General features: G+C 60.4%; 16 protein-coding genes and 1 pseudogene. 14 read left to right on the top strand and 3 right to left on the bottom strand.

Features of this window, described 5'->3' with window-relative positions; genetic code table 11:
- Nucleotides 1-116: 116 nt before the first annotated feature.
- Entirely contained in the window at nucleotides 117-1,172 is a 1,056-nt protein-coding gene (gene bioB / locus ACZ9BB_RS26540) for a biotin synthase BioB (RefSeq protein WP_476217609.1), read from the bottom strand.
- A 90-nt stretch (nucleotides 1,173-1,262) separates the two neighbouring features.
- Between bioB and ACZ9BB_RS26535 the strand changes: the two genes are divergently transcribed.
- The 5 genes from ACZ9BB_RS26535 (at nucleotide 1,263) to rarD (ending at nucleotide 7,076) form a co-directional block, all read left to right on the top strand.
- Nucleotides 1,263-2,003 (top strand): ComF family protein, encoded by a 741-nt coding sequence (locus ACZ9BB_RS26535; protein ID WP_476217608.1) that lies wholly within the window; start codon nucleotides 1,263-1,265, stop codon nucleotides 2,001-2,003.
- A 63-nt stretch (nucleotides 2,004-2,066) separates the two neighbouring features.
- Nucleotides 2,067-2,831, top strand: coding sequence for a TOBE domain-containing protein (locus ACZ9BB_RS26530; protein ID WP_476217606.1), 765 nt, complete (start codon nucleotides 2,067-2,069; stop codon nucleotides 2,829-2,831).
- Between the two features lie 216 nt (nucleotides 2,832-3,047).
- Nucleotides 3,048-4,949, top strand: a complete 1,902-nt coding sequence (locus ACZ9BB_RS26525) for a PhoX family protein (protein ID WP_476217604.1) — start codon at nucleotides 3,048-3,050, stop codon at nucleotides 4,947-4,949.
- 164 nt (nucleotides 4,950-5,113) lie between these two features.
- Nucleotides 5,114-6,088, top strand: coding sequence for a serine/threonine protein kinase (locus ACZ9BB_RS26520; RefSeq protein ID WP_476217602.1), 975 nt, complete (start codon nucleotides 5,114-5,116; stop codon nucleotides 6,086-6,088).
- 100 nt (nucleotides 6,089-6,188) lie between these two features.
- Nucleotides 6,189-7,076, top strand: a complete 888-nt coding sequence (rarD, locus tag ACZ9BB_RS26515; protein ID WP_476217600.1) for an EamA family transporter RarD — start codon at nucleotides 6,189-6,191, stop codon at nucleotides 7,074-7,076.
- A gap of 215 nt (nucleotides 7,077-7,291) precedes the next feature.
- Here rarD and ACZ9BB_RS26510 read toward each other — a convergent pair whose 3' ends face one another.
- Complete coding sequence (locus tag ACZ9BB_RS26510) at nucleotides 7,292-7,810, bottom strand: glycine cleavage system transcriptional repressor (protein WP_476217598.1); 519 nt, start codon at nucleotides 7,808-7,810, stop codon at nucleotides 7,292-7,294.
- A gap of 621 nt (nucleotides 7,811-8,431) precedes the next feature.
- Between ACZ9BB_RS26510 and ACZ9BB_RS26505 the strand changes: the two genes are divergently transcribed.
- Nucleotides 8,432-10,609: a malate synthase G gene (locus ACZ9BB_RS26505; protein ID WP_476217596.1), complete on the top strand. Its 2,178-nt coding sequence runs from the start codon at nucleotides 8,432-8,434 to the stop codon at nucleotides 10,607-10,609.
- Nucleotides 10,610-10,836: 227 nt separating this feature from the next.
- Here the strand turns inward: ACZ9BB_RS26505 and ACZ9BB_RS26500 are convergent, their stop codons facing one another.
- A complete protein-coding gene (locus ACZ9BB_RS26500; protein ID WP_476217594.1) occupies nucleotides 10,837-11,283 on the bottom strand; it encodes a response regulator in 447 nt (148 codons plus the stop codon).
- Between the two features lie 254 nt (nucleotides 11,284-11,537).
- Between ACZ9BB_RS26500 and ACZ9BB_RS26495 the strand changes: the two genes are divergently transcribed.
- The 8 genes and pseudogenes from ACZ9BB_RS26495 (at nucleotide 11,538) to ACZ9BB_RS26460 (ending at nucleotide 20,675) form a co-directional block, all read left to right on the top strand.
- Nucleotides 11,538-13,478 carry a putative nucleotidyltransferase substrate binding domain-containing protein gene (locus ACZ9BB_RS26495; RefSeq protein WP_476217592.1) on the top strand — a complete coding sequence of 647 codons (1,941 nt, stop codon included), beginning with the start codon at nucleotides 11,538-11,540 and terminating at the stop codon, nucleotides 13,476-13,478.
- Nucleotides 13,475-14,182: a 3'-5' exonuclease gene (locus ACZ9BB_RS26490; protein ID WP_476217590.1), complete on the top strand. Its 708-nt coding sequence runs from the start codon at nucleotides 13,475-13,477 to the stop codon at nucleotides 14,180-14,182. Before ACZ9BB_RS26495 ends, ACZ9BB_RS26490 begins: the two co-directional genes overlap by 4 nt.
- A gap of 242 nt (nucleotides 14,183-14,424) precedes the next feature.
- Nucleotides 14,425-14,943 carry an RNA polymerase sigma factor gene (locus tag ACZ9BB_RS26485; RefSeq protein WP_476217588.1) on the top strand — a complete coding sequence of 173 codons (519 nt, stop codon included), beginning with the start codon at nucleotides 14,425-14,427 and terminating at the stop codon, nucleotides 14,941-14,943.
- A complete protein-coding gene (locus ACZ9BB_RS26480; RefSeq protein WP_476217587.1) occupies nucleotides 14,940-15,917 on the top strand; it encodes a FecR family protein in 978 nt (325 codons plus the stop codon). The genes ACZ9BB_RS26485 and ACZ9BB_RS26480 overlap by 4 nt, the downstream gene beginning before the upstream one ends.
- A 233-nt stretch (nucleotides 15,918-16,150) precedes the next feature.
- A pseudogene (locus tag ACZ9BB_RS26475) lies at nucleotides 16,151-18,581 on the top strand (TonB-dependent siderophore receptor).
- Nucleotides 18,582-18,653: 72 nt separating this feature from the next.
- On the top strand, nucleotides 18,654-19,784 hold the full coding sequence (locus tag ACZ9BB_RS26470; RefSeq protein ID WP_476217585.1) for a PepSY-associated TM helix domain-containing protein: 1,131 nt from the start codon (nucleotides 18,654-18,656) through the stop codon (nucleotides 19,782-19,784).
- Complete coding sequence (locus tag ACZ9BB_RS26465; RefSeq protein ID WP_476217583.1) at nucleotides 19,781-19,960, top strand: hypothetical protein; 180 nt, start codon at nucleotides 19,781-19,783, stop codon at nucleotides 19,958-19,960. The genes ACZ9BB_RS26470 and ACZ9BB_RS26465 overlap by 4 nt, the downstream gene beginning before the upstream one ends.
- Nucleotides 19,961-20,045: 85 nt before the next feature.
- Nucleotides 20,046-20,675 (top strand): glutathione S-transferase, encoded by a 630-nt coding sequence (locus ACZ9BB_RS26460; protein WP_476217581.1) that lies wholly within the window; start codon nucleotides 20,046-20,048, stop codon nucleotides 20,673-20,675.
- Nucleotides 20,676-20,823: the final 148 nt, after the last annotated feature.

The following is a 20,823-nucleotide window of genomic DNA, read 5'->3' as shown; positions in this document are numbered from 1 at the left end:
AAAAACATAGCTTCTGTAGGAGCGAGGCTTGCCCGCGAATGAAGCGCCACGGTCATTCAGATTGACCGAGGTGCCTGGTTCGCGGGCAAGCCTCGCTCCTACAGGTTTGGTGTCGATCAGACAGCAGCGTTATAGAACTGCTCGCTGCTCTTCTGCTCCACCAGTGCCTGTTCGATGGCGGCCTGATGCACTTCGTCGGCGTGCTCTTCGCGGGCTTCCGGCAGGATGCCCAGACGCGAGAACAGTTGCATGTCCTTGTCCGCCTGCGGGTTGGCGGTGGTCAGCAGTTTTTCGCCGTAAAAAATCGAGTTGGCGCCGGCAAAGAACGCCAGGGCCTGCATTTGCTCATTCATCGCTTCGCGGCCGGCGGACAGGCGCACGTGGGATTTGGGCATCAGGATCCGTGCGACAGCGAGCATGCGGATGAAGTCGAACGGGTCGACGTCGTCAGCATTTTCCAGTGGCGTACCGGCAACTTTCACCAGCATGTTGATCGGTACCGATTCTGGATGCTCAGGCAGGTTGGCCAACTGGATCAGCAGGTTGGCACGGTCGTCGAGGGACTCGCCCATGCCGAGAATGCCGCCGGAGCAGATCTTCATCCCCGAATCACGCACGTAGGCCAGGGTTTGCAGGCGCTCGCTGTAAGTGCGGGTGGTGATGATGCTGCCGTAGAACTCCGGCGAGGTGTCGAGGTTGTGGTTGTAGTAGTCCAGGCCGGCTTCGGCCAGGGCGACGGTCTGGTCCTGATCGAGACGACCGAGGGTCATGCAGGTTTCCAGGCCCATGGCTTTCACGCCTTTGACCATCTGCAGCACGTAAGGCATGTCTTTGGCCGACGGGTGTTTCCACGCCGCGCCCATGCAGAAACGGGTCGAACCGATGGCCTTGGCGCGAGCGGCCTCTTCGAGGACCTTCTGCACTTCCATCAGTTTTTCTTTTTCCAGGCCAGTGTTGTAGTGGCCGGACTGCGGACAATATTTGCAATCTTCAGGGCACGCACCGGTCTTGATCGACAGCAGTGTCGAGACCTGGACGCGGTTAGCGTCGAAATGCGCGCGGTGCACCGTCTGCGCCTGGAACAACAGGTCGTTGAATGGCTGAACGAAGAGTGCTTTGACTTCAGCCAAAGACCAGTCGTGACGCAGGGTAGCAGTGGTGCTGGCGCTCATGGGCGATTCCTTGGTTATGCTTGGCAAGCGGCTGGGGAATGGAATACCCACAGACGCGACACGGATGTTCGGCATATTTAAGGAAGACTCATGCGCTGTCAACCACAGTACGAAGGACCGGTTTACATCTGGTTAAAAAACAAACAATCCTGTTTGCTCTGCACAGAAGTCGCGGACGACACCACACCGATCTGCATGGCCTGCGAAACCGAGCTGCCGTGGTTGGGCGAGCACTGTCAAACCTGCGCCCTGCCCTTACCCGCCATGGGGCTGACCTGCGGCCAATGCCTGAAACAGCCGCCAGCTTTCGAGCGGGTCGCCGCGCCCTGGACCTACAATTTTCCCGTCGACAGTTTGATCACCCGCTTCAAGCACAGCGCGAAGTGGCCGTTTGGCCGCCTGCTCGCCGAACTTCTCGCTCAGTTCCTGCAACATCGCTTCGATGAAGACCTGGATCGGCCCGATGTGCTGATACCCGTACCGCTGGCCTCCAAACGTCTGCGTCAGCGGGGGTTCAACCAGGCGGCGATGCTCGCCCGCTGGCTCAGCGTCAGCCTCGACATTCCTTGCGACGAAACGCTGGTACTGAGGATTCAAGACACCAGCGCGCAACAAGACCTGAATGCCGACGCCCGTAAAAAGAACCTGCGCCATGCCTTTGCCCTAGCGCCTGTAGCCTCGATCAAGGGCCGCCACTTCGCATTGGTGGATGATGTGCTGACCACCGGCGCCACCGCCCAGGCCCTGGCCCGCCTGTTGCTGGATGCCGGCGCCAGGCGAGTCGACGTTTACTGCCTGGCCCGCACTCCCAGACCTGGCGAGGGGGCCTGACTTGACTCCCGCGCGCCAAGCCGCCAACGTCCTCCCCATCGCCACAGCTCAAAGCGCCTTGCCATGTCCTTGCCTACGTTGTTGTCCCAGCACATTGTCCGTCGCCCGCAGCGTATTGCGTTGCTGCAACACATCGCCGAACAGGGCTCGATCACCCGCGCCGCGAAAAGCGCCGGCCTGAGTTACAAGGCGGCGTGGGACGCCATTGACGAGCTGAACAACCTCGCGCAGAAACCGCTGGTGGAGCGCAGCGTTGGCGGCAAGGGCGGTGGTGGCGCCAAATTGTCCAGCGAAGGCGAGCGCGTGTTGCGCCTTTATCAAAAGCTGCAAGCCTTGCAGGCCCAAGTACTGGAAGCCGCCGAAGAGGCCAGCGACCTGGACCTGCTCGGTCGATTGATGCTCAGAACCAGCGCGCGCAACCAACTGCACGGCAAGGTCATGGCGATCGATTCACAGGGGCGCAACGATCGGATCCGCCTTGAACTGGCCGAAGGCTTGTGTATCGACGCGCAGATCACTCACGACAGCACCCTGCGCCTGGAGCTGGAAACCGGCACCGAAGTGGTGGCACTGATCAAGGCCGGCTGGCTGGAACTGCTGGGTGTCGATCAAGCCGCCACACCCGGCAGCAATTGCCTGAAGGGCACCATCGAAGAAATCCTCGACGCCGAAGACGGTCCTTGCGAAGTGCGCATCGGCTTGCCCAATGGCCAGACACTCTGCGCCCTGGCCGAGCCGCTGCACTTGAAAAGCCTGGAACTTACCGCCGGAAAACCGGTGCTGGTGCAATTCGCGCCGTCGAACATCCTGCTGGGTACACCGCTCTAGATCAGACACCACACAACCCTGTAGCAGCTGCCGAAGTTTGCGTTCGGCTGCGCAGCAGTCGCCATCCGACGTTGGGAATCGCGGTGGCAGGTTTACGACCGCTTCGCGATCGAACGCAGCCTTCGGCAGCTGCTACAAAAAATCAATGCAGCGGCTGCAACATAACGTTCATCGACCACCATTAAGGTGGCTGCAAAAACCCGCAGGGAGCCAGATGTGAGCCTATTAGAAGACAACCAACCCACCGATCTCGAAAAAATGGTCGGCCTCAGCCGTCGTGGCTTCATCAGCGCCGGCGCCCTCTGCGGTGCGGCGATGTTTCTCGGTGGCAACCTGCTGAGTCGCAGCGTGCTGGCCGCCAGCGTCAGCGCCGGCTCCAGCAAACTGTTGGGTTTCGACAGCATCGCCGCCGCCACAACCGACACCATCACCCTGCCGCCGGGCTACAAATCCTCGGTGCTGATCAGTTGGGGCCAGCCGCTGCAAAAGAATGGCCCGGCGTTCGATCCGAGCGGCAACGGCACGGCCGAGCACCAGGAAGTCCAGTTCGGCGACAACAACGACGGCATGAGCCTGTTCGAATTCCCCGGCGACAAAGACCGGGCGCTGATGGCGATCAACAACGAATACACCAACTACCGCTACCTCTATCCCCACGGCGGCATGCCGCAATCGGCGGCAGAGGTGCACAAGGCCCTGGCCTGCGAAGGCGTGTCGGTGATCGAGGTACAGCGCAAGAACGGTCAATGGCAATTCGTTCAGGGCTCGCGCTACAACCGGCGCATTCACGGTAACGCGCCGATCAGCCTGAGCGGTCCGGCTGCCGGTCACGAGCTGATGAAAACCAGCGCCGACAAACACGGCAAGAACGTCCTCGGTACTTTCCAGAACTGCGCCAACGGTAAGACACCGTGGGGCACTTATCTGACCTGTGAAGAGAATTTCACTGACTGCTTCGGCAGCAGCAATGCCGAGCAGAAGTTCGACGCCGCGCAGAAACGCTATGGCGCAGTGGCGGCCAGCAAAGAGATCAACTGGCACCAGCACGACGAACGCTTTGACCTGGCGAAGAATCCCAATGAACTCAACCGTCACGGCTGGGTAGTGGAAATCGACCCGTTCGATCCGCAATCGACACCGGTCAAACGCACCGCGCTGGGCCGCTTCAAACATGAAAACGCTGCCCTGGCCGAAACCAATGACGGTCGCGCCGTGGTGTACATGGGCGACGACGAACGTGGCGAGTTCATCTATAAATTCGTCAGTCGCGACAAGATCAACCACAAAAACCCCAAGGCCAACCGCGACCTGCTGGATCACGGCACCTTGTACGTGGCGCGCTTCGACGCGGGCGACGGCAACGCCGATCACCCCAAAGGCCAGGGCCAGTGGATCGAACTGACTCACGGCAAGAACGGCATCGATGCCAGCAGCGGTTTTGCCGATCAGGCCGAAGTGCTGATTCATGCACGCCTCGCAGCCAGTGTGGTAACCGCCACGCGCATGGACCGTCCGGAATGGATCGTCGTCAGCCCCAAGGACGGCCAGGTTTATTGCACCCTGACCAACAACGCCAAACGCGGCGAAGAAGGCCAACCGGTGGGCGGGCCGAACCCGCGCGAGAAGAACGTCTACGGGCAGATCCTGCGCTGGCGCACCGACCGCGACGATCACGCGTCGAAAAGCTTTGCCTGGGACTTGTTTGTGGTCGCCGGCAACCCGGGTGCCCATGCCGGTACGCCAAAGGGTGGCTCGTCGAACATCACCCCGCAGAACATGTTCAACAGCCCGGATGGACTGGGCTTCGATAAAGCCGGACGCTTGTGGATTCTCACGGATGGCGACACGAGCAACGCAGGCGACTTCGCCGGCATGGGCAATAACCAGATGCTCTGTGCCGACCCGGTGACCGGTGAGATCCGCCGCTTTATGGTGGGGCCGATAGGCTGCGAAGTGACGGGGATCAGTTTCTCGCCGGATCAGAAAACCTTGTTTGTCGGGATTCAGCATCCGGGGGAAAACGGTGGGTCGACGTTCCCCGAGCACCTGCCCAACGGCAAGCCGCGGTCTTCGGTGATGGCAATTACCCGCGAGGATGGTGGGATCGTCGGCGCCTGATAGGCCCTCTTCGCGGGCAAGCCTCGCTCCTACTGTAGGAGCGAGGCTTGCCCGCGATGGCGTCGGTGTGAACAACACATACCTCAACCCCAACCCCTAAAGAAGCCCCGTCTGCGCTACCATGTTTGGCCGGACGCGGCAGCCTGCTGCGCGCAGGAGTCAGCATGGCCCACCCGTTTGCAACCCTCACCCCAGACCTCGTGCTCGATGCCGTCGAAAGCATCGGCTTTCTCAGCGACGCGCGTATTCTGGCGCTCAACAGCTACGAGAACCGCGTCTATCAGGTCGGCATCGAAGACTCCGAGCCACTGATCGCAAAGTTCTACCGCCCGCTGCGCTGGACCAACGAAGCGATCCTCGAAGAGCATCAGTTCACCTTCGAACTCGCAGAGTGCGATGTGCCGGTGGTCGCGCCGATGATCCACAACGGTGCCAGCCTGCACGAACACAACGGTTTCCGTTTCACCCTGTTCCCCCGCCGTGGCGGCCGTGCGCCGGAGCCGGGCAATCTCGATCAGTTGTATCGCCTGGGCCAGTTGCTGGGTCGACTGCATGCGGTCGGTGCTACAAAACCGTTCGAACACCGTGAAGCGCTGGGGGTGAAGAACTTCGGTCATGACTCGCTGACCACATTGCTCGAAGGCAATTTCGTTCCCAAAAGCCTGCTGCCAGCCTACGAATCCGTGGCTCGCGACCTGCTCAAGCGCGTGGAAGAGGTCTACCAGGCCACCCCGCACCAGAACATCCGCATGCATGGCGATTGCCACCCCGGCAACATGATGTGCCGCGACGAGATGTTCCACATCGTCGACCTCGACGACTGCCGCATGGGCCCGGCGGTGCAAGATATCTGGATGATGCTCGCCGGTGATCGTCAGGAATGCCTGGGGCAGTTGTCGGAATTGATGGATGGCTACAGCGAGTTCCATGACTTCGACCCACGGGAACTGGCACTGATCGAACCGCTGCGCGCCTTGCGGCTGATGCACTACAGCGCCTGGCTCGCCCGTCGCTGGGACGACCCGGCCTTCCCTCGCAGTTTTCCGTGGTTCGGCACCGAGCGCTATTGGGGCGATCAAGTGTTGGCATTGCGTGAGCAATTGGCGGCGCTCAATGAAGAGCCACTGAAACTGTTCTAACCACACCGGCCCCTGTAGGAGCGGGCAAGCCTCGCTCCTACAAAAATCACAACACATCTATACAATCCCCTCTTTGTTAGCTGCCTAAGCAAGGATTCTCATGCAAGCCGCCAACCCGCGTCGCGGGTACATTCTGGGCCTGAGTGCCTACATCATCTGGGGATTGTTCCCGCTCTACTTCAAAGCGATCGCCAGTGTGCCCGCCGTGGAGATCATCATCCACCGAGTGCTCTGGTCCGCGCTGTTCGGCGCTTTGTTGCTGCTCGTCTGGAAGCACCCCGGCTGGTGGCGCGAGCTGCGTGAGAACCCGCGACGGCTGGCAATCCTGGCCCTGAGCGGCACGCTGATCGCGGCCAACTGGCTGACTTACGTCTGGTCGGTGAACAATGGACGCATGCTTGAGGCCAGCCTCGGTTACTACATAAACCCGCTGGTAAACGTGTTGTTGGGGATGCTGATCCTCGGCGAACGGCTAAGGCGCATGCAGTGGATTGCGGTTGGCCTGGCGGCGGTCGGTGTCGCGCAGCAAGTGTGGCAGGTCGGCAGTCTGCCCTGGGTGTCGCTGGTGTTGGCATTGACCTTCGGCTTCTACGGCCTGATCCGCAAACAGGCGCCGGTCAAGGCGTTGCCGGGGCTGGTGGTGGAAACCTGGATGCTGGTGCCGATTGCTGTCGCCTGGCTACTTTTCAACCCGACGGCGACCAGTGCGCAAGCCGAATTCTGGACCAGCTCCGAAGCCTGGTGGCTGGTGGCAGCCGGCCCGGTGACGCTGGTGCCGCTGGTGTGTTTCAACGCCGCCGCCCGGCATTTGCCCTACACCACGCTTGGATTTCTCCAGTACCTGGCACCGACACTGGTATTGCTGCAAGCCGTCTTGCTGTTTGGCGAGCACTTGTCGTCCAGCACACTGGGGGCGTTCATCTTTATCTGGGCAGGTCTGGCGGTTTACAGCGTCGACGCGTGGATAAGTCTGCGTCGCCGCAGCTGATCAGAAAACGTACAGATCCCTACAGGCCACGCCCGACGTGGCCTGCATCCATCCTTCCCAAGGTTATCCACAGCGTGATCCCCGGCGATTGTGCGCAAGTCACTGAAACTGCTGGTTTTTTGATCAGATCCTGAAGAGCCCCGGCCGACGTGGCCTGGCGAGGTGTCTCTACAGGTTATCCACAGGCAGGTGCACGTATAACTTGGATAACCTTTTCAAGGTTCGCTGCGCAGCACCAATTCGACCATCAGATCATCCGCCAGGGTTTCCAGGCGCGATTGCAGCACCTCCAGCGACAAGGTCAGCGGCACCGCGAGAATCGCTTCAGCATGGAACAAAGGCTCGCTGCTCATCGGCGCCGGGCGTACTTCGGTCACCAGACTTTCCAGGTTCACGCCCTGTTCGCTCAGCAGGCGCGTAATGTCTCGCACGATGCCCGGACGATCATTGCCCACCAGTTCCATGGCAATCGGCTTCCAGGTGCAGGATTGTTCGATGCCGCTTTCGGCGATCGTCACGTGGATGCCCTGGGTCGACAGTCCCTGTAGGGCGTCTACCAGTTCATTGTGAGCCTCGGCCGGTACACCCACCCGAAGAATCCCGGCGAACTGCCCGGCCATCCGCGACATGCGGCTCTCCAGCCAGTTGCCACCATGCTCGGCAATGCATTGGGCAATGCGTTCGACCTGCCCGGGCTTGTCCAGAGCGAAGACAGTGAGTACGAGGTGGTTCATGGCGCAGCCCTCTTGTCATGACTTTTGTTATAGAAAAGCAAGTATAGGCAAGGGGCTGGATTCGGTGCGGTACTGCTTTGGCTCTTGTGGCTAGGGAGCTTGTCGGATCGCCGCACCGTCCGGTTCGGCTGCGAAGCAGTCGCAAGAAACAGCGAATGCGGTCTGTCTGAATAAATGCAGGGGGCCGCTTCGTGCCCCAGCGGGAGCAAGCTCCCTCGCCACAAAAGCAACGCCCATAGCAGGGCATCGAAGACTATGTGTACAAGTTTTTATATTTAACTGGAACAATCCAATAGTTTTTTGAGAACATCCCGTGCCCCGACGTGACTGCAATGCGTCATGGGGTCGCAGAACGACGTAATTAGTCTAATTTTCACAACCGCAATTCATCATGTAGTATGCCGCAGCGCGCACTACATAACGTTGGATCGATGTCTGCCACAGGCGCAGTCGCAACCCTGAAAGCCCCGTCAGCAAGGCCGCAATGCCGTTGATCGGACCGAACCCAGCCGCCCGCAATGGCATGTACTGGTAAAAGGGTTTGTGGTTTAAATGGCCAGAGGCTTCATTGTTAAATTGAAGAGCTGAAAAGCGAAATAGCTGAGCAGAGTGAGGCAAGCAATGACTGAACACGTTCAAGTCGGTGGCCTGCAGGTCGCCAAAGTCCTGTTCGACTTCGTGAACAACGAAGCCATTCCCGGTACCGGCCTCACCGCCGACACGTTCTGGGCCGGTGCCGACAAGGTCATCCATGACCTGGCGCCGAAGAACAAAGCCCTACTCGCCAAACGCGATGATTTCCAGGCACGTATCGATGCCTGGCACCAGGCTCGTGCAGGTGTTGCGCACGATGCGGTGGCCTACAAAGCCTTCCTGCAAGACATCGGTTATCTGCTGCCAGAAGCGGCTGATTTCCAGGCAACGACGCAAAACGTCGATGACGAAATCGCCCGTATGGCCGGCCCACAACTGGTGGTGCCGGTGATGAACGCGCGCTTCGCGCTCAACGCCTCGAACGCCCGCTGGGGTTCGCTGTATGACGCGCTCTACGGCACCGACGCCATCAGCGAAGCGGATGGCGCGGAAAAAGGCAAAGGCTACAACAAGGTTCGCGGCGACAAGGTTATCGCCTTCGCCCGCGCCTTCCTCGACGAAGCCGCGCCATTGGCTGCCGGCTCCCACGTCGACTCCACCGGCTACAAGATGGTTGATGGCAAACTGGTGGTCGCCCTCAAAGGCGGCAGCAACACCGGCCTGCGCGACGATGCCCAATTGATCGGTTTCCAGGGCGATGCGGCGGCTCCGACTGCGATCCTGCTGAAGAACAACGGCCTGCACTTCGAGATCCAGATCGACGCCAGCACCCCGGTCGGCCAGACCGACGCGGCCGGCGTCAAAGACATCCTGATGGAAGCCGCGCTGACCACCATCATGGACTGCGAAGACTCGGTCGCCGCGGTCGATGCCGATGACAAAGTGGTGATCTACCGCAACTGGCTCGGCCTGATGAAGGGTGATCTGTCGGAGGAAGTCGCCAAGGGCGGTCAGACTTTTACCCGTACCATGAACGCCGATCGCACTTACACCGGTGTCGATGGCAAAGAACTGAGCCTGCATGGCCGTTCGCTGTTGTTCGTGCGCAACGTTGGCCATTTGATGACCATCGACGCGATCCTCGATAAAGACGGCAACGAAGTGCCGGAAGGTATTCTCGATGGTTTGGTGACCTGCCTGGCCTCGATCCACAGCCTCAACGGCAACAACTCACGCAAGAACAGTCGTACCGGCTCGGTCTATATCGTGAAGCCAAAGATGCACGGCCCGGAAGAAGCTGCATTCACCAATGAGCTGTTCGGTCGCATCGAAGACGTGCTGGGCTTGCCGCGCAATACCCTCAAAGTCGGGATCATGGACGAGGAGCGCCGTACCACGGTCAACCTCAAGGCCTGCATCAAGGCTGCCAGCGAACGCGTAGTGTTCATCAACACCGGTTTCCTCGACCGCACGGGCGACGAAATCCACACCTCCATGGAAGCCGGCCCGATGGTGCGCAAGGCCGACATGAAGGCGCAAAAGTGGATCAGCGCCTACGAGAACTGGAACGTCGACATCGGCTTGAGTACCGGACTGCAAGGTCGCGCCCAGATCGGTAAAGGCATGTGGGCCATGCCGGACCTGATGGCCGCGATGCTCGAACAGAAAATCGCTCACCCGTTGGCCGGCGCCAACACGGCCTGGGTTCCATCGCCGACCGCGGCTGCGCTGCACGCGTTGCACTACCACAAGGTCGACGTGTTCGCCCGTCAGGCCGAACTGGCCAAACGTGCTCGCGCTTCGGTGGACGACATCCTGACCATCCCATTGGCCGTCAACCCAGACTGGACCGCGGAGCAGATCAAGAACGAACTGGACAACAACGCCCAGGGCATTCTTGGCTACGTGGTGCGCTGGATTGACCAGGGCGTGGGTTGCTCGAAAGTGCCGGATATCAATGACGTCGGCCTGATGGAAGACCGTGCGACGCTGCGTATTTCCAGCCAGCACATTGCCAACTGGCTGCGCCACGGCATCGTCACTGAAGATCAGGTGATGGAAAGCCTCAAGCGCATGGCGCCGGTGGTGGACCGTCAGAACGCTAACGATCCACTGTACCGCCCGCTGGCACCGAACTTCGACAGCAACATCGCCTTCCAGGCGGCGGTCGAACTGGTGGTCGAAGGCACCAAACAGCCGAACGGCTACACCGAGCCGGTTTTGCACCGTCGTCGTCGCGAGTTCAAGACTGCCAATGGCCTTTGAGTAAACGCTGATGTCGGACGTGAAAAAGCCCTGATCGAGAGATCAGGGCTTTTTTTACACCGCGAATCCTGTGGCGAGGGAGCTTGCTCCCGCTCGACTGCGCAGTAGTCGTAAACGCTATGCATGCGGTGCATCAGGTACATCGAGAGCGCTGGTTTTGGGGCTGCTTCGCAACCCAGCGGGAGCAAGCTCCCTCGCCACAAAAGCTGCCAACCTGGAAGTCCGCGCTACACATCCATCCCCAGCTCATGCTTGACCAATTCAAGCAGTTTGCCGCTATCGATGGGCTTGAGCAGAAAGTCCACTACGTGCAAGTGCATGGCTTCGATCGCGTCTTTCACGTCAGCGTCACCAGAAACGATAATGACCGGCAATGCCGCACGAGCCGACTCACGCACCTGACGGATCAATTCCAGACCATCGACGTGCCCCATCCGCAGGTCGGTAATCAGCAGACCAATCGATGACTTCGCCTCCAGCAATTTGAGCGCCGTTTCGCCACTGGCCGCCGTCATGCAATGAATGCCGTCCAGCCCCAGAATTTCCGACAGCAGCTCCCGGGCATCCTTATCGTCATCGACGATCAGCACCCGCTGCGGCGGCAAGTCGGGTTCCAACATGACGGCACTAAGCGCCTCGCGCTCGGCATCACTCAAAATATCGTGGTCGGACATGGTTTTCTCAATGTTTTTCGGTTCGATCCCCTGGCACAGTGGTCAGACATCGCTCGGTATCGCTTCAATGTGCACTTCGTCGGAAGCTTTTCCAATAGACAATGTAGGAGGTTTTTCCCACATTTGTGTCAGACATTTCCCATATTCAGGCCGCTGCACTGCCTACCTAGACTTACGTCCAATGGGCACCCGTCCCACAGGGGTCGACCATGGCTGGAACAATCCGACACAACAATTCGAAAAAGACTGCGGTAATGGTTATGAGTAAAGCGGACGCCTTCACCCAGGCAGGGAAAACCGCGGTATTGCAGAACATCCAGGGCACTTTGCAATTCCTGCAGCGCTTCCCGCCGTTCAATCAGATGGAAAACGCCCACCTGGCCTATTTGGTCGAGCAATGTCAGCTGCGTTTTTATGCCCCCGGCGAAAGCATCATCAAACCCGCCGATGGCCCGGTTGAACATTTCTACATCGTCAAACAGGGCCGAGTCGTGGGTGAACGCCCGCACACGGCCAAGGGCGGGACCGAAACCACCTTCGAAATCACCACCGGCGAGTGTTTCCCTCTCGCCGCGCTGCTGGGAGAACGGGCGACCCGCACCGAACATCTGGCGGCCGAAGATACCTTTTGCCTACAGCTGAATAAGCTGGCGTTCATCAAACTGTTCGCACTTTCCAGCCCGTTTCGCGACTTTGCCCTACGCGGTGTCAGCAGTTTGCTGGACCAGGTCAACCAGCAAGTCCAACAAAAAGCCGTGGAAACCCTCGGTACCCAATACTCGCTCAATACCCGGCTGGGTGAACTGGCCATGCGTCACCCGGTGACTTGCAGCCCGATCACCCCGCTGCGTGAAGCCGTGACGCTGATGCACGATCAGCAAGTCGGCAGCATTGTGGTGGTCGATGAGCAGAAGGCGCCGCTGGGCATTTTCACCCTACGCGACTTGCGGCATGTGGTAGCCAACGGCACCAGCGATTTCAATGAATCCATCGAGCGGCACATGACCCGGGCGCCGTTTTTCCTGTCGCCGGACCATAGCGCCTTCGACGCCGCGATCGCCATGACCGAGCGACACATTGCCCACGTTTGCCTGGTCAAGGACCAGCGCCTGTGCGGCGTGGTCTCGGAGCGCGACCTGTTTTCCCTGCAAAGGGTCGATCTGGTGCACCTGGCGCGAACCATCCGCAGTGCGCAGAAGGTGGAAAACCTGGTGGCGATGCGCGGCGAGATTGGCCAACTGGTCGAACGAATGCTGGCCCATGGCGCGTCCTCGATGCAGATCACCCATATCATCACGCTGCTCAACGACCACACCGTGTGCCGGGTGATCGAACTGGCCCTCGCGGAGAAAGGCGACCCCGGCGTGCCGTTCAGTTGGCTGTGCTTCGGCAGCGAGGGCCGCCGCGAGCAGACGCTGCACACCGATCAGGACAACGGCATTCTGTTCGAGGCCCGTGACGCGGCCCATGCCGCCGAGATTCGTGGAAAGTTGCTGCCCATCGCCCTGCAGATCAATCAGAGCCTGGCGCTGTGCGGCTTCACCCTGTGCAAGGGCAACATCATGGCCGGGAATCCTGAGTTGTGTTTGTCCCGGGCCGAATGGGCGCGACGTTTTGCGGCGTTTATCCGCGAGGCGACACCGGAAAACCTGCTGGGGTCGAGCATCTATTTCGACCTGCGCGTGGTCTGGGGCGATGAGCGAGGCTGCGAGCAATTGCGCCGGGGCATTCTCGATCAGGTCGGCGACAACCGGTTGTTCCAGCGCATGATGGCCGAGAATGCCCTGCGCAACCGTCCGCCCGTGGGACGCTTCCGCGAGTTCGTGCTGGCGCGCAAGAATGGCGAGAAAGCCACCCTCGACCTGAAGCTCCAGGGCCTGACTCCCTTCGTCGACGGTGCGCGAGTGCTGGCCCTGGCCCACGGCATCGACGCCAACAATACCCTGGAGCGCTTTCGCCAATTGGTGGAAAAAGAGGTCATCGAACGGCTGGACGGTGCAGCGTACGAAGAGGCCTATCACTTCATCCAGCAAACCCGCATGCAGCAACATCAGCTACAGACCCGAGAGAATTTGCCCTACTCCAACCGGGTCGATCCCGACAGCCTCAATCATCTGGACCGACGCATCCTGCGTGAATCCCTGCGCCAGGCACAACGCCTGCAAAGCAGCCTGACCCTGCGGTATCAGCTATGAGCCTGTTTTCATGGTTGCGCCCGGCAAGTCCCATATTGCCCGGCGAACAAAAACAACGTCTGGAGTACTTGCCTGCGGTGTCGGAGTTGGGCGATTGCAGCCTGCGCGAGCAACGCTGGGTGGTACTCGACCTGGAAACCACCGGGCTGAACCTGAACAAGGACCGGCTGTTGTCCATCGGCGCAGTGGTGATCGAGGACGGCGCAATCGATTTCAGCCAGCAATTCGAACGCACACTGCAATGCACCGAACTCAAACTCGGCCCCAGCGTGTTGATTCACGGTCTGGGCCCGAGCGCCATTGCCGCCGGCAGCGACCCCGCGCAGGCCTTGCTCGAATTCATGGAGTTCGTTGGCGACAGTCCGGTGCTGGCCTTTCATGCGCCGTTCGACCAGCACATGCTCGGGCGCGCGCTGAAAGAACATCTGGGCTACAAGTTGCAGCATCCGTTTCTGGACGTGGCGGACATCGCGCCGTTGCTTTGTCCACAGGCGCATTTTCGCGAGGCCGGGCTGGACGAGTGGATCGACTGGTTCAAGCTCGAGGTTTTCGAGCGGCATAACGCCAGTGCCGATGCGTTGGCGACGGCGGAGCTGGTGCTGATTCTGTTCAGCCGGGCGCGACAGCAGCAGATTCATAGCCCGTTGAATTTGCAGCAGCGGCTGAGTCAGTGGAAGCGGCGGCGGCAGGCTCCTTCGCTCTGATCTGTGGCGAGGGGGCTTGCCCCCGTTGGGTTGCGAAGCGGCCCCCTGCATTTCGCCATAAAGACCGGTTTTACGACTGCTGCGCAGCCGGACGGGGGCAAGCCCCCTCGCCACAGGATTGCGCTCGACTCCAAATCGCATAGCCAAAACCACCCGACCAGCGCCAATTGCTTACCTCCCCCGCCTCTGCCACAATCGCGAACAATTCTCGTTACTTAACACTTCCCCATCGGTAATGCTGCGTGTCGTCAGTCCAAAGCCCCCAGAGTGAGCTCGTTGGTGCGTTATATCGCGACCATCGCGGTTGGCTATTGGCTTGGCTGCGGCGCAACGTGGCCTGTCCGCAACGGGCCGAAGACCTGAGCCAGGATACCTTCGTGCGGTTGCTGGGCCGTGACGGACTGAAGGCGCCTCGCGAACCCCGGGCGTTTCTGGTGGCGATCGCCAAGGGCCTGCTGTTCGACTACTTCCGCCGCGCCGCGCTGGAGCAGGCCTACCTCAGCGAGTTGATGCTGATCCCCGAAAGCGAACAACCGTCGGTGGAAGAGCAGCAACTGATCCTCGAAGACCTCAAAGCCATCGACCGCTTGCTGGGCAAACTCTCGAGCAAGGCCCGGGCGGCGTTTCTCTATAACCGTCTCGACGGCCTCGGCCACGCCGAAATCGCCGAGCGTCTGGGGGTGTCGGTGCCGCGTGTTCGTCAGTATCTGGCCCAAGGCATTCGCCAGTGCTACATCGCCTTGTACGGTGAGCCAGTATGAGCCCCCCGGTCAGTTCCAAGCCTGTGTCGGCGCAGGTGCTGGATGCCGCGATTGCGTGGCAACTGTCGCTGGATTCCGGCAACGCGGTCGAGCGCGAAGAGTTCGCCAAATGGCACGCTGCCCATGAAGAACACGCTCGGGCCTGGCGTCAGCTGGGCATGCTCGACCAGCGCTTCAGCGTTGCCAACGGCCCAGCCCGCACTGCCCTGCTGCAATCGCGCGAAAGCATCCGGCGACGGGTGCGCAAGCTGGGCAGCGGCCTGGCCAGCATCGTCGCGGTGATCGGCCTGGCGCTGTTCGCCGTTGATCGTTATCTGCCCATCGACTATTGGCTGGCCGACCAGCGCACCGCCACCGGCGAGCAGCGCACCCTGCGCCTGGCCGATGGCACGCTGATCAACCTCAACACCCACAGCGCGGTGGATGTGCGCTTCGACGAGAAGCAGCGGCGGATCGTCCTTCAGGAGGGGGAAATTCTCGTCGAAACCGGCCATGGCGATGCCCGGCCGTTTATCGTCGAAACCCGCGAAGGCAGCATGCGCGCACTGGGCACGCGGTTCCTGGTCAAGCGTGAAGACCAAGGCACGCGCCTGAGCGTGTTGAAATCCGCGGTAGCCGCCCATCCCGAATCGAGCCCCGAAGAACAGATCCTGCGCGAAGGCCAGCAAGTACTGATACGCGGCAATGGGCTGAGCCCCATCATCGCGCTCAACCCCGGCGCCGATGCCTGGACCCGGGGCATGCTGGTGGTGGACAACACACGGCTGGAGGATCTGGTTCAGGAACTCGGCCGCTATCGGCGCGGGCATCTGGGCGTCACGCCAGAAGTTGCCGACCTGCGCATCACCGGCAGTTTCCCGCTGAATGATACCGACAAAGCGCTGAGTGCACTTTTACCGACCCTGCCGGTGCAGATCGAACAGCACACGCCATGGTGGGTGACGGTGGCAGCGAAGGCCGAAGGCAAGCCCTGATAATTCTGTGTCTGAGCCGACGCCATCGCGGGCAAGCCACGCACACAGGTGTTATGTCGTCCACAAAATTACCGTTCGACACAAAACCTGTGGGAGCGTGGCTTGCCCGCGAAGAGGCCGTCAGCGTCACCGCTAATTGATGAACAGAAATTATTTTCATCCAGCCCTATCACTTTTTGAATCTCATCCGGCACCTAGGCAATTGAGAAATATTTCCATTCAGGAGCCGCTGTATGTCCCGTTCGCTAGACACCGTGTTGCGCCCCCGTTTGCTGGCGGTCGCCATTGCCCTTTGCGCCCCTCTGGCCAGCAGCCAACTGATCGCCGCTGAACAGGCGTCCAGCGTTCGCGCCTACAACCTGCCGGCGGCGCCATTGGCCAGCACCCTGAATCAGATTGCCAGCCAGGCCGGCCTGGCGCTGTCGTTGAATCCATCGCTGGCGGCGGGCAAGAATTCGGCGCCGGTGAAGGGCCAGTTCGACGCCACCGGCGCCCTGCGGGAAGCCTTGCGCGGCACCGGCCTGCAACTGGAACAGAGCAGCGCCGGCACCTACAGCCTGGTGGCCGTGCCCGAAGGTGTGATGGCCTTGCCGGAAACCGCCGTCATTGGCCTGGAAAATGCGGAAACTGCCTGGAGCCCGGTCGAAAGGTTACGTTGCCACGCGCACCGCCGCAGGCACCAAGACCGACACCGCGCTGGTTGAAGCGCCGCGTTCGATTTCCGTCGCCACCCGCCAGCAAATGGAAGATCGCGGTGTGCAAAACCTCGATGACGCCGTGCGCTATATGCCTGGCATCGTCGCCAGCAGCTACGGCAGTGACACTCGAGACGACTGGTTGCGGGTACGCGGTTTCGAGCCGACTCAGTTTCTGGATGGCCTGCCCCTGCCCAGAGGCGTTTACGCCAACCCGAAACAGGAAACCTGGAACCTTGATCGCCTGGCCCTGCTGCGCGGCCCGGCCTCTTCGGTTTACGGCCAGACCCCGCCGGGCGGCCTGCTGGACATGGTCAGCCGCCGTCCCAGCGCCGAGTCGAGCCATGAAATCCAGCTGCAATACGGCAGCGACAACCATCGTCAAATCAGCTTCGCCAGCACCGGCAAGATCGATGAAGAAGGCCGGTTTCTCTATGGTCTGAGCGGTGTATTGCGCGACAGCGGCACGCAGGTCGATCACATCGACAACAAACGCTACAACATTGCACCGAGCCTGACCTGGAACATCGACCCTGACACCAGGTTCACGCTGCTGACGCAATTTACCCGCGACGACACAGGCATCACCAGCCAGTTCCTGCCGGTGCAAGGCACGAAGATCCATTCGCCGCTCGGCGATATCTCCCATCACAAAAACCTTGGAGACCCGGACTGGGAATACTACGACCGTACCTACTACGCACTGGGCTACGCCTTTGAACACCGCTTGAATGATGTCTGGCAGTTCAAGCAGAACCTGCGTTACACCAAGACGGACCTGTCCTTCCAGGCCCTCACGCCGGGCGCCTACCCGTTCACCCAGGTCGATGCCCAGGGCAACGTGGGTCGTTCGAGTACCAGTGTCGACGAGGACATCAGCCAGTTCGCCGTGGACAACAACTTCCAGGGCGACTTCGCGACCGGCGACATCCGTCACACCCTGCTGATCGGCCTCGATCACCAGCGCACCAATAGCAACTACACCTCGATCTTCGGTGACGGTCTGACCACTAACGTCAACAACCCGATCTATGGCCAGCCAATCGTTCGCCCGTCACGCTCGACGGCGTTCTATGACTATGACCAGAAGACCTACCAGACCGGTTTGTACGTCCAGGACCAAATGGCCCTCGACCAATGGCGTCTGACCCTCGGTGGTCGTGAGGACTGGGTTCACACAGGCACCAGATTCTTCAACAAGGGTGATGCCACCAACACCGAACGGGACAAGAAATTCAGCGGCAACGCAGCGATCAGCTATGTGTTCGACTCAGGTCTAGTGCCCTACCTGTCCTACGCCGAGTCGTTCCAGCCGACCAGCAAAGCCACGGCATCGCCAACCGAGTCGTTCAAGCCGACTGAAGGCAAGCAGTGGGAACTGGGCATCAAGTACCAACCGCCGGGCAGCAACACCCTGCTGACGGCTGCGGTCTATGACCTGACCCAGAAAAACATCTCCGTCACCACGACCAACTCGGACAACGTCTCGATTACCAGCCAGACCGGCGAAGTGAAGGTCAAAGGCCTGGAGCTGGAAGCCGTTTCCGACGTCACCGACAACCTGAAAGTCATCGCCGCCTACACCCTGGCCAAGTCCGAAGTGCAAAAGGGTGACTTCAAGGGCAATCGCCTGCAACTGATGCCTAACCAGCAAGCGTCGCTGTGGGCCGATTACACCTGGCACAACGGTGTGCTGGATGGTTTCGGCATCGGTGCCGGTGCACGCTACACCGGCAATACTTATGGCGACCAGGCCAACACCTGGCTGGGCAAGGCTGATGCCTACACGGTGTTCGACGCGGCGGTCCATTACGACTTGGGCCGTCTGGATAACAGTCTGAAAGGCGCGTCTCTGGCACTGAATGCCACCAACCTGTTCGACAAGGACTACATCTCCACTTGCGACAGTTTCTATTGCTACTACGGCGACCAACGCAGCGTCGTCGCCAGCGCTACGTACAAGTGGTAATCGCCTGAACTGACACGCGCCACGACCAGGCCGTCCTTCGAGGACGGCTTTAGTCTTTCTGAAGGCAATGAAATGAAGAGTAAAACCATCCGCCGCTGGTCCTGCATTCACACCTGGACCAGCCTGATCTGCACGGTATTCCTGCTGATGCTGGCCCTCACCGGCCTGCCGTTGATCTTCCACCATGAAATCGACCACCTGCTGGGCGATGCCGCCGAGTTGAAATCGATGCCGGCCGATACCCCGCTGCTGGATTTGCAGCAGTTGGTGCAGGCAGCCGAGAAACATCGTCCCGGCGAGGTCATGCAGTATTTCGGCTACGACGAAGAAGACTCCAACGGCGTCATCGCGATCATGGCGCCTACCGCCGGCACCGAGCCGAACGCGTCCCACACCTTCATGCTCGACGCTCGCACCGGCGAAGCACTGGAAATGCCGTCGGCCAACGGCGGGCTGATGATGGTCATGCTGCGCCTGCACGTGGACATGTTCGCCGGCCTGCCGGGCAAGTTGCTGCTGGCGTTCATGGGTAGCTTGTTTGTGCTGGCAATTGTTTCCGGGACGGTGCTGTACCTGCCGTTCATGCGACGCCTGACATTCGCCACCGTGCGCCACGACAAATCCACCCGTCTGCGCTGGCTCGACCTGCATAACCTGATCGGCGTGGTGACCCTGACCTGGGCGTTGGTGGTCGGTGTCACGGGCGTGTTCAGCGCCTGCGCCGATTTGCTGATCGCCGCGTGGCGCAACGACAGCCTGAGCGCAATGATCGCACCTTACCGCGATGCGCCGCCGCTGACTCAATTGGCCCCCGCGAGCCGTTTGCTCGACATCGCCAAAGAGGTTGCACCGGACATGCAACCAGACTTCATCGCCTTCCCCGGCACCCGGTTTTCCAGCGAACACCATTACGCCGTATTCATGAAAGGCAGCACGCAACTGACCTCGCACTTGCTGACGCCGGTGTTGATCGATGCGAGCACCCTGCAAGTCACGGCGGTGGCCGAGCGGCCGTGGTACATGGACGCCATGGGCATGTCGCAGCCGCTGCATTTCGGTGACTACGGCGGCATGCCGATGAAGATTCTCTGGGCGGTGCTGGATGGGCTGACCATCATCGTGCTCGGCAGCGGCGTTTATCTGTGGGTGGTGCGACGCAAGGCCGTGAGACCTTCGCTCGAAGAAGCGCAGAGCCCAGCATGAGGCCGAGGCAGTCGAGTTTCTGGAAGGTTTTCGCCACACCCACCGTCATTGCCCTGTTCAGCGCTGCGGGGCTGTTTGCCGCGTTGCTGGGCGATGGTGTGTGGGATGCATTGAGCTGGCTCGGGCTGGGGATCCCTGCCGTCATCGCCTTGCGCGGGCTGCTGCAATGCCACTGAAGGGTATAAAACCTGTGGGCTTGGGGGCTTGAGATCAAACATTAAAGGGCTATGCTGCGAGACTGCCCATGATCGAGATGTTGCCATGTCCGTTCCCAGCATGACCTTGTTCCACAACCCCGCGTCGCCCTTCGTTCGCAAAGTCATGGTGCTGCTGCACGAAACCGGTCAAACCGGTCGTGTGGCGCTGCAAGCCAGCCAGCTCACCCCGGTCAGCCCTGATCCGGCACTCATCGAAGACAATCCGCTAGGCAAGATTCCGGCCCTGCGCCTGGCCGACGGCAATGTGTTGTACGACAGCCGGGTGATCCTCGACTATCTCGATCATCAGCACGTCGGCAATCCGTTGATTCCTCGTGAAGGTTCAGCGCGCTGGCGGCGCATGACGCTGGCCTCCCTGGCAGACGGAATCATGGATGCCGCGGTGATGATTCGCTATGAAGTGGCCCTGCGTGTTCCGGAAAAACACTGGGACGAATGGCTCGACGGTCAGCGCGACAAGATTCGTCGCGCCCTGGCGCTGCTGGAAGCCGACGCGATTGCCGAGCTGACCAGCCATTTCGATGTCGCGGCAATCAGTGTTGCCTGTGCCTTGGGTTATCTGGATCTGCGCCATCCGGATCTGGAGTGGCGCAAGGCGAATCCGAAGCTGGCCGAGTGGTATTTTGAGGTGAGTCAGCGGCCTTCGATGATTGCGACGATGCCCAAGGTCTGAAACTTTCGGTGACTGGTCTGCCGTCTTCGCGGGCAAGCCTCGCTCCTGCAGGGAATTTGTGTTGTTCACACCATCGGTGCAGCAACTCAAGTCTCATGTGGGTGCGAGCCTGCTCGCGATGGCACCACACCGGATCCAACGCAAACAA

The sequence above is a fragment of the Pseudomonas sp. TE3552 genome, assembly GCF_056278945.1.
This window is presented reverse-complemented; position numbering and strand designations above follow the sequence as displayed.

Bases quoted from the DNA above. Each gene is read 5' to 3' on its own strand.
- ACZ9BB_RS26470 (WP_476217585.1), top strand. From the start codon at position 18,654: ATGAAGAGTAAAACCATCCGCCGCTGGTCCTGCATTCACACCTGGACC.
- ACZ9BB_RS26500 (WP_476217594.1), bottom strand. From the start codon at position 11,283: ATGTCCGACCACGATATTTTGAGTGATGCCGAGCGCGAGGCGCTTAGT.
- ACZ9BB_RS26510 (WP_476217598.1), bottom strand. From the start codon at position 7,810: ATGAACCACCTCGTACTCACTGTCTTCGCTCTGGACAAGCCCGGGCAG.
- ACZ9BB_RS26505 (WP_476217596.1), top strand. From the start codon at position 8,432: ATGACTGAACACGTTCAAGTCGGTGGCCTGCAGGTCGCCAAAGTCCTG.
- ACZ9BB_RS26520 (WP_476217602.1), top strand. From the start codon at position 5,114: ATGGCCCACCCGTTTGCAACCCTCACCCCAGACCTCGTGCTCGATGCC.
- ACZ9BB_RS26480 (WP_476217587.1), top strand. From the start codon at position 14,940: ATGAGCCCCCCGGTCAGTTCCAAGCCTGTGTCGGCGCAGGTGCTGGAT.
- ACZ9BB_RS26530 (WP_476217606.1), top strand. From the start codon at position 2,067: ATGTCCTTGCCTACGTTGTTGTCCCAGCACATTGTCCGTCGCCCGCAG.
- ACZ9BB_RS26460 (WP_476217581.1), top strand. From the start codon at position 20,046: ATGTCCGTTCCCAGCATGACCTTGTTCCACAACCCCGCGTCGCCCTTC.
- ACZ9BB_RS26465 (WP_476217583.1), top strand. From the start codon at position 19,781: ATGAGGCCGAGGCAGTCGAGTTTCTGGAAGGTTTTCGCCACACCCACC.
- ACZ9BB_RS26535 (WP_476217608.1), top strand. From the start codon at position 1,263: ATGCGCTGTCAACCACAGTACGAAGGACCGGTTTACATCTGGTTAAAA.
- rarD (WP_476217600.1), top strand. From the start codon at position 6,189: ATGCAAGCCGCCAACCCGCGTCGCGGGTACATTCTGGGCCTGAGTGCC.
- ACZ9BB_RS26495 (WP_476217592.1), top strand. From the start codon at position 11,538: ATGGTTATGAGTAAAGCGGACGCCTTCACCCAGGCAGGGAAAACCGCG.
- bioB (WP_476217609.1), bottom strand. From the start codon at position 1,172: ATGAGCGCCAGCACCACTGCTACCCTGCGTCACGACTGGTCTTTGGCT.
- ACZ9BB_RS26490 (WP_476217590.1), top strand. From the start codon at position 13,475: ATGAGCCTGTTTTCATGGTTGCGCCCGGCAAGTCCCATATTGCCCGGC.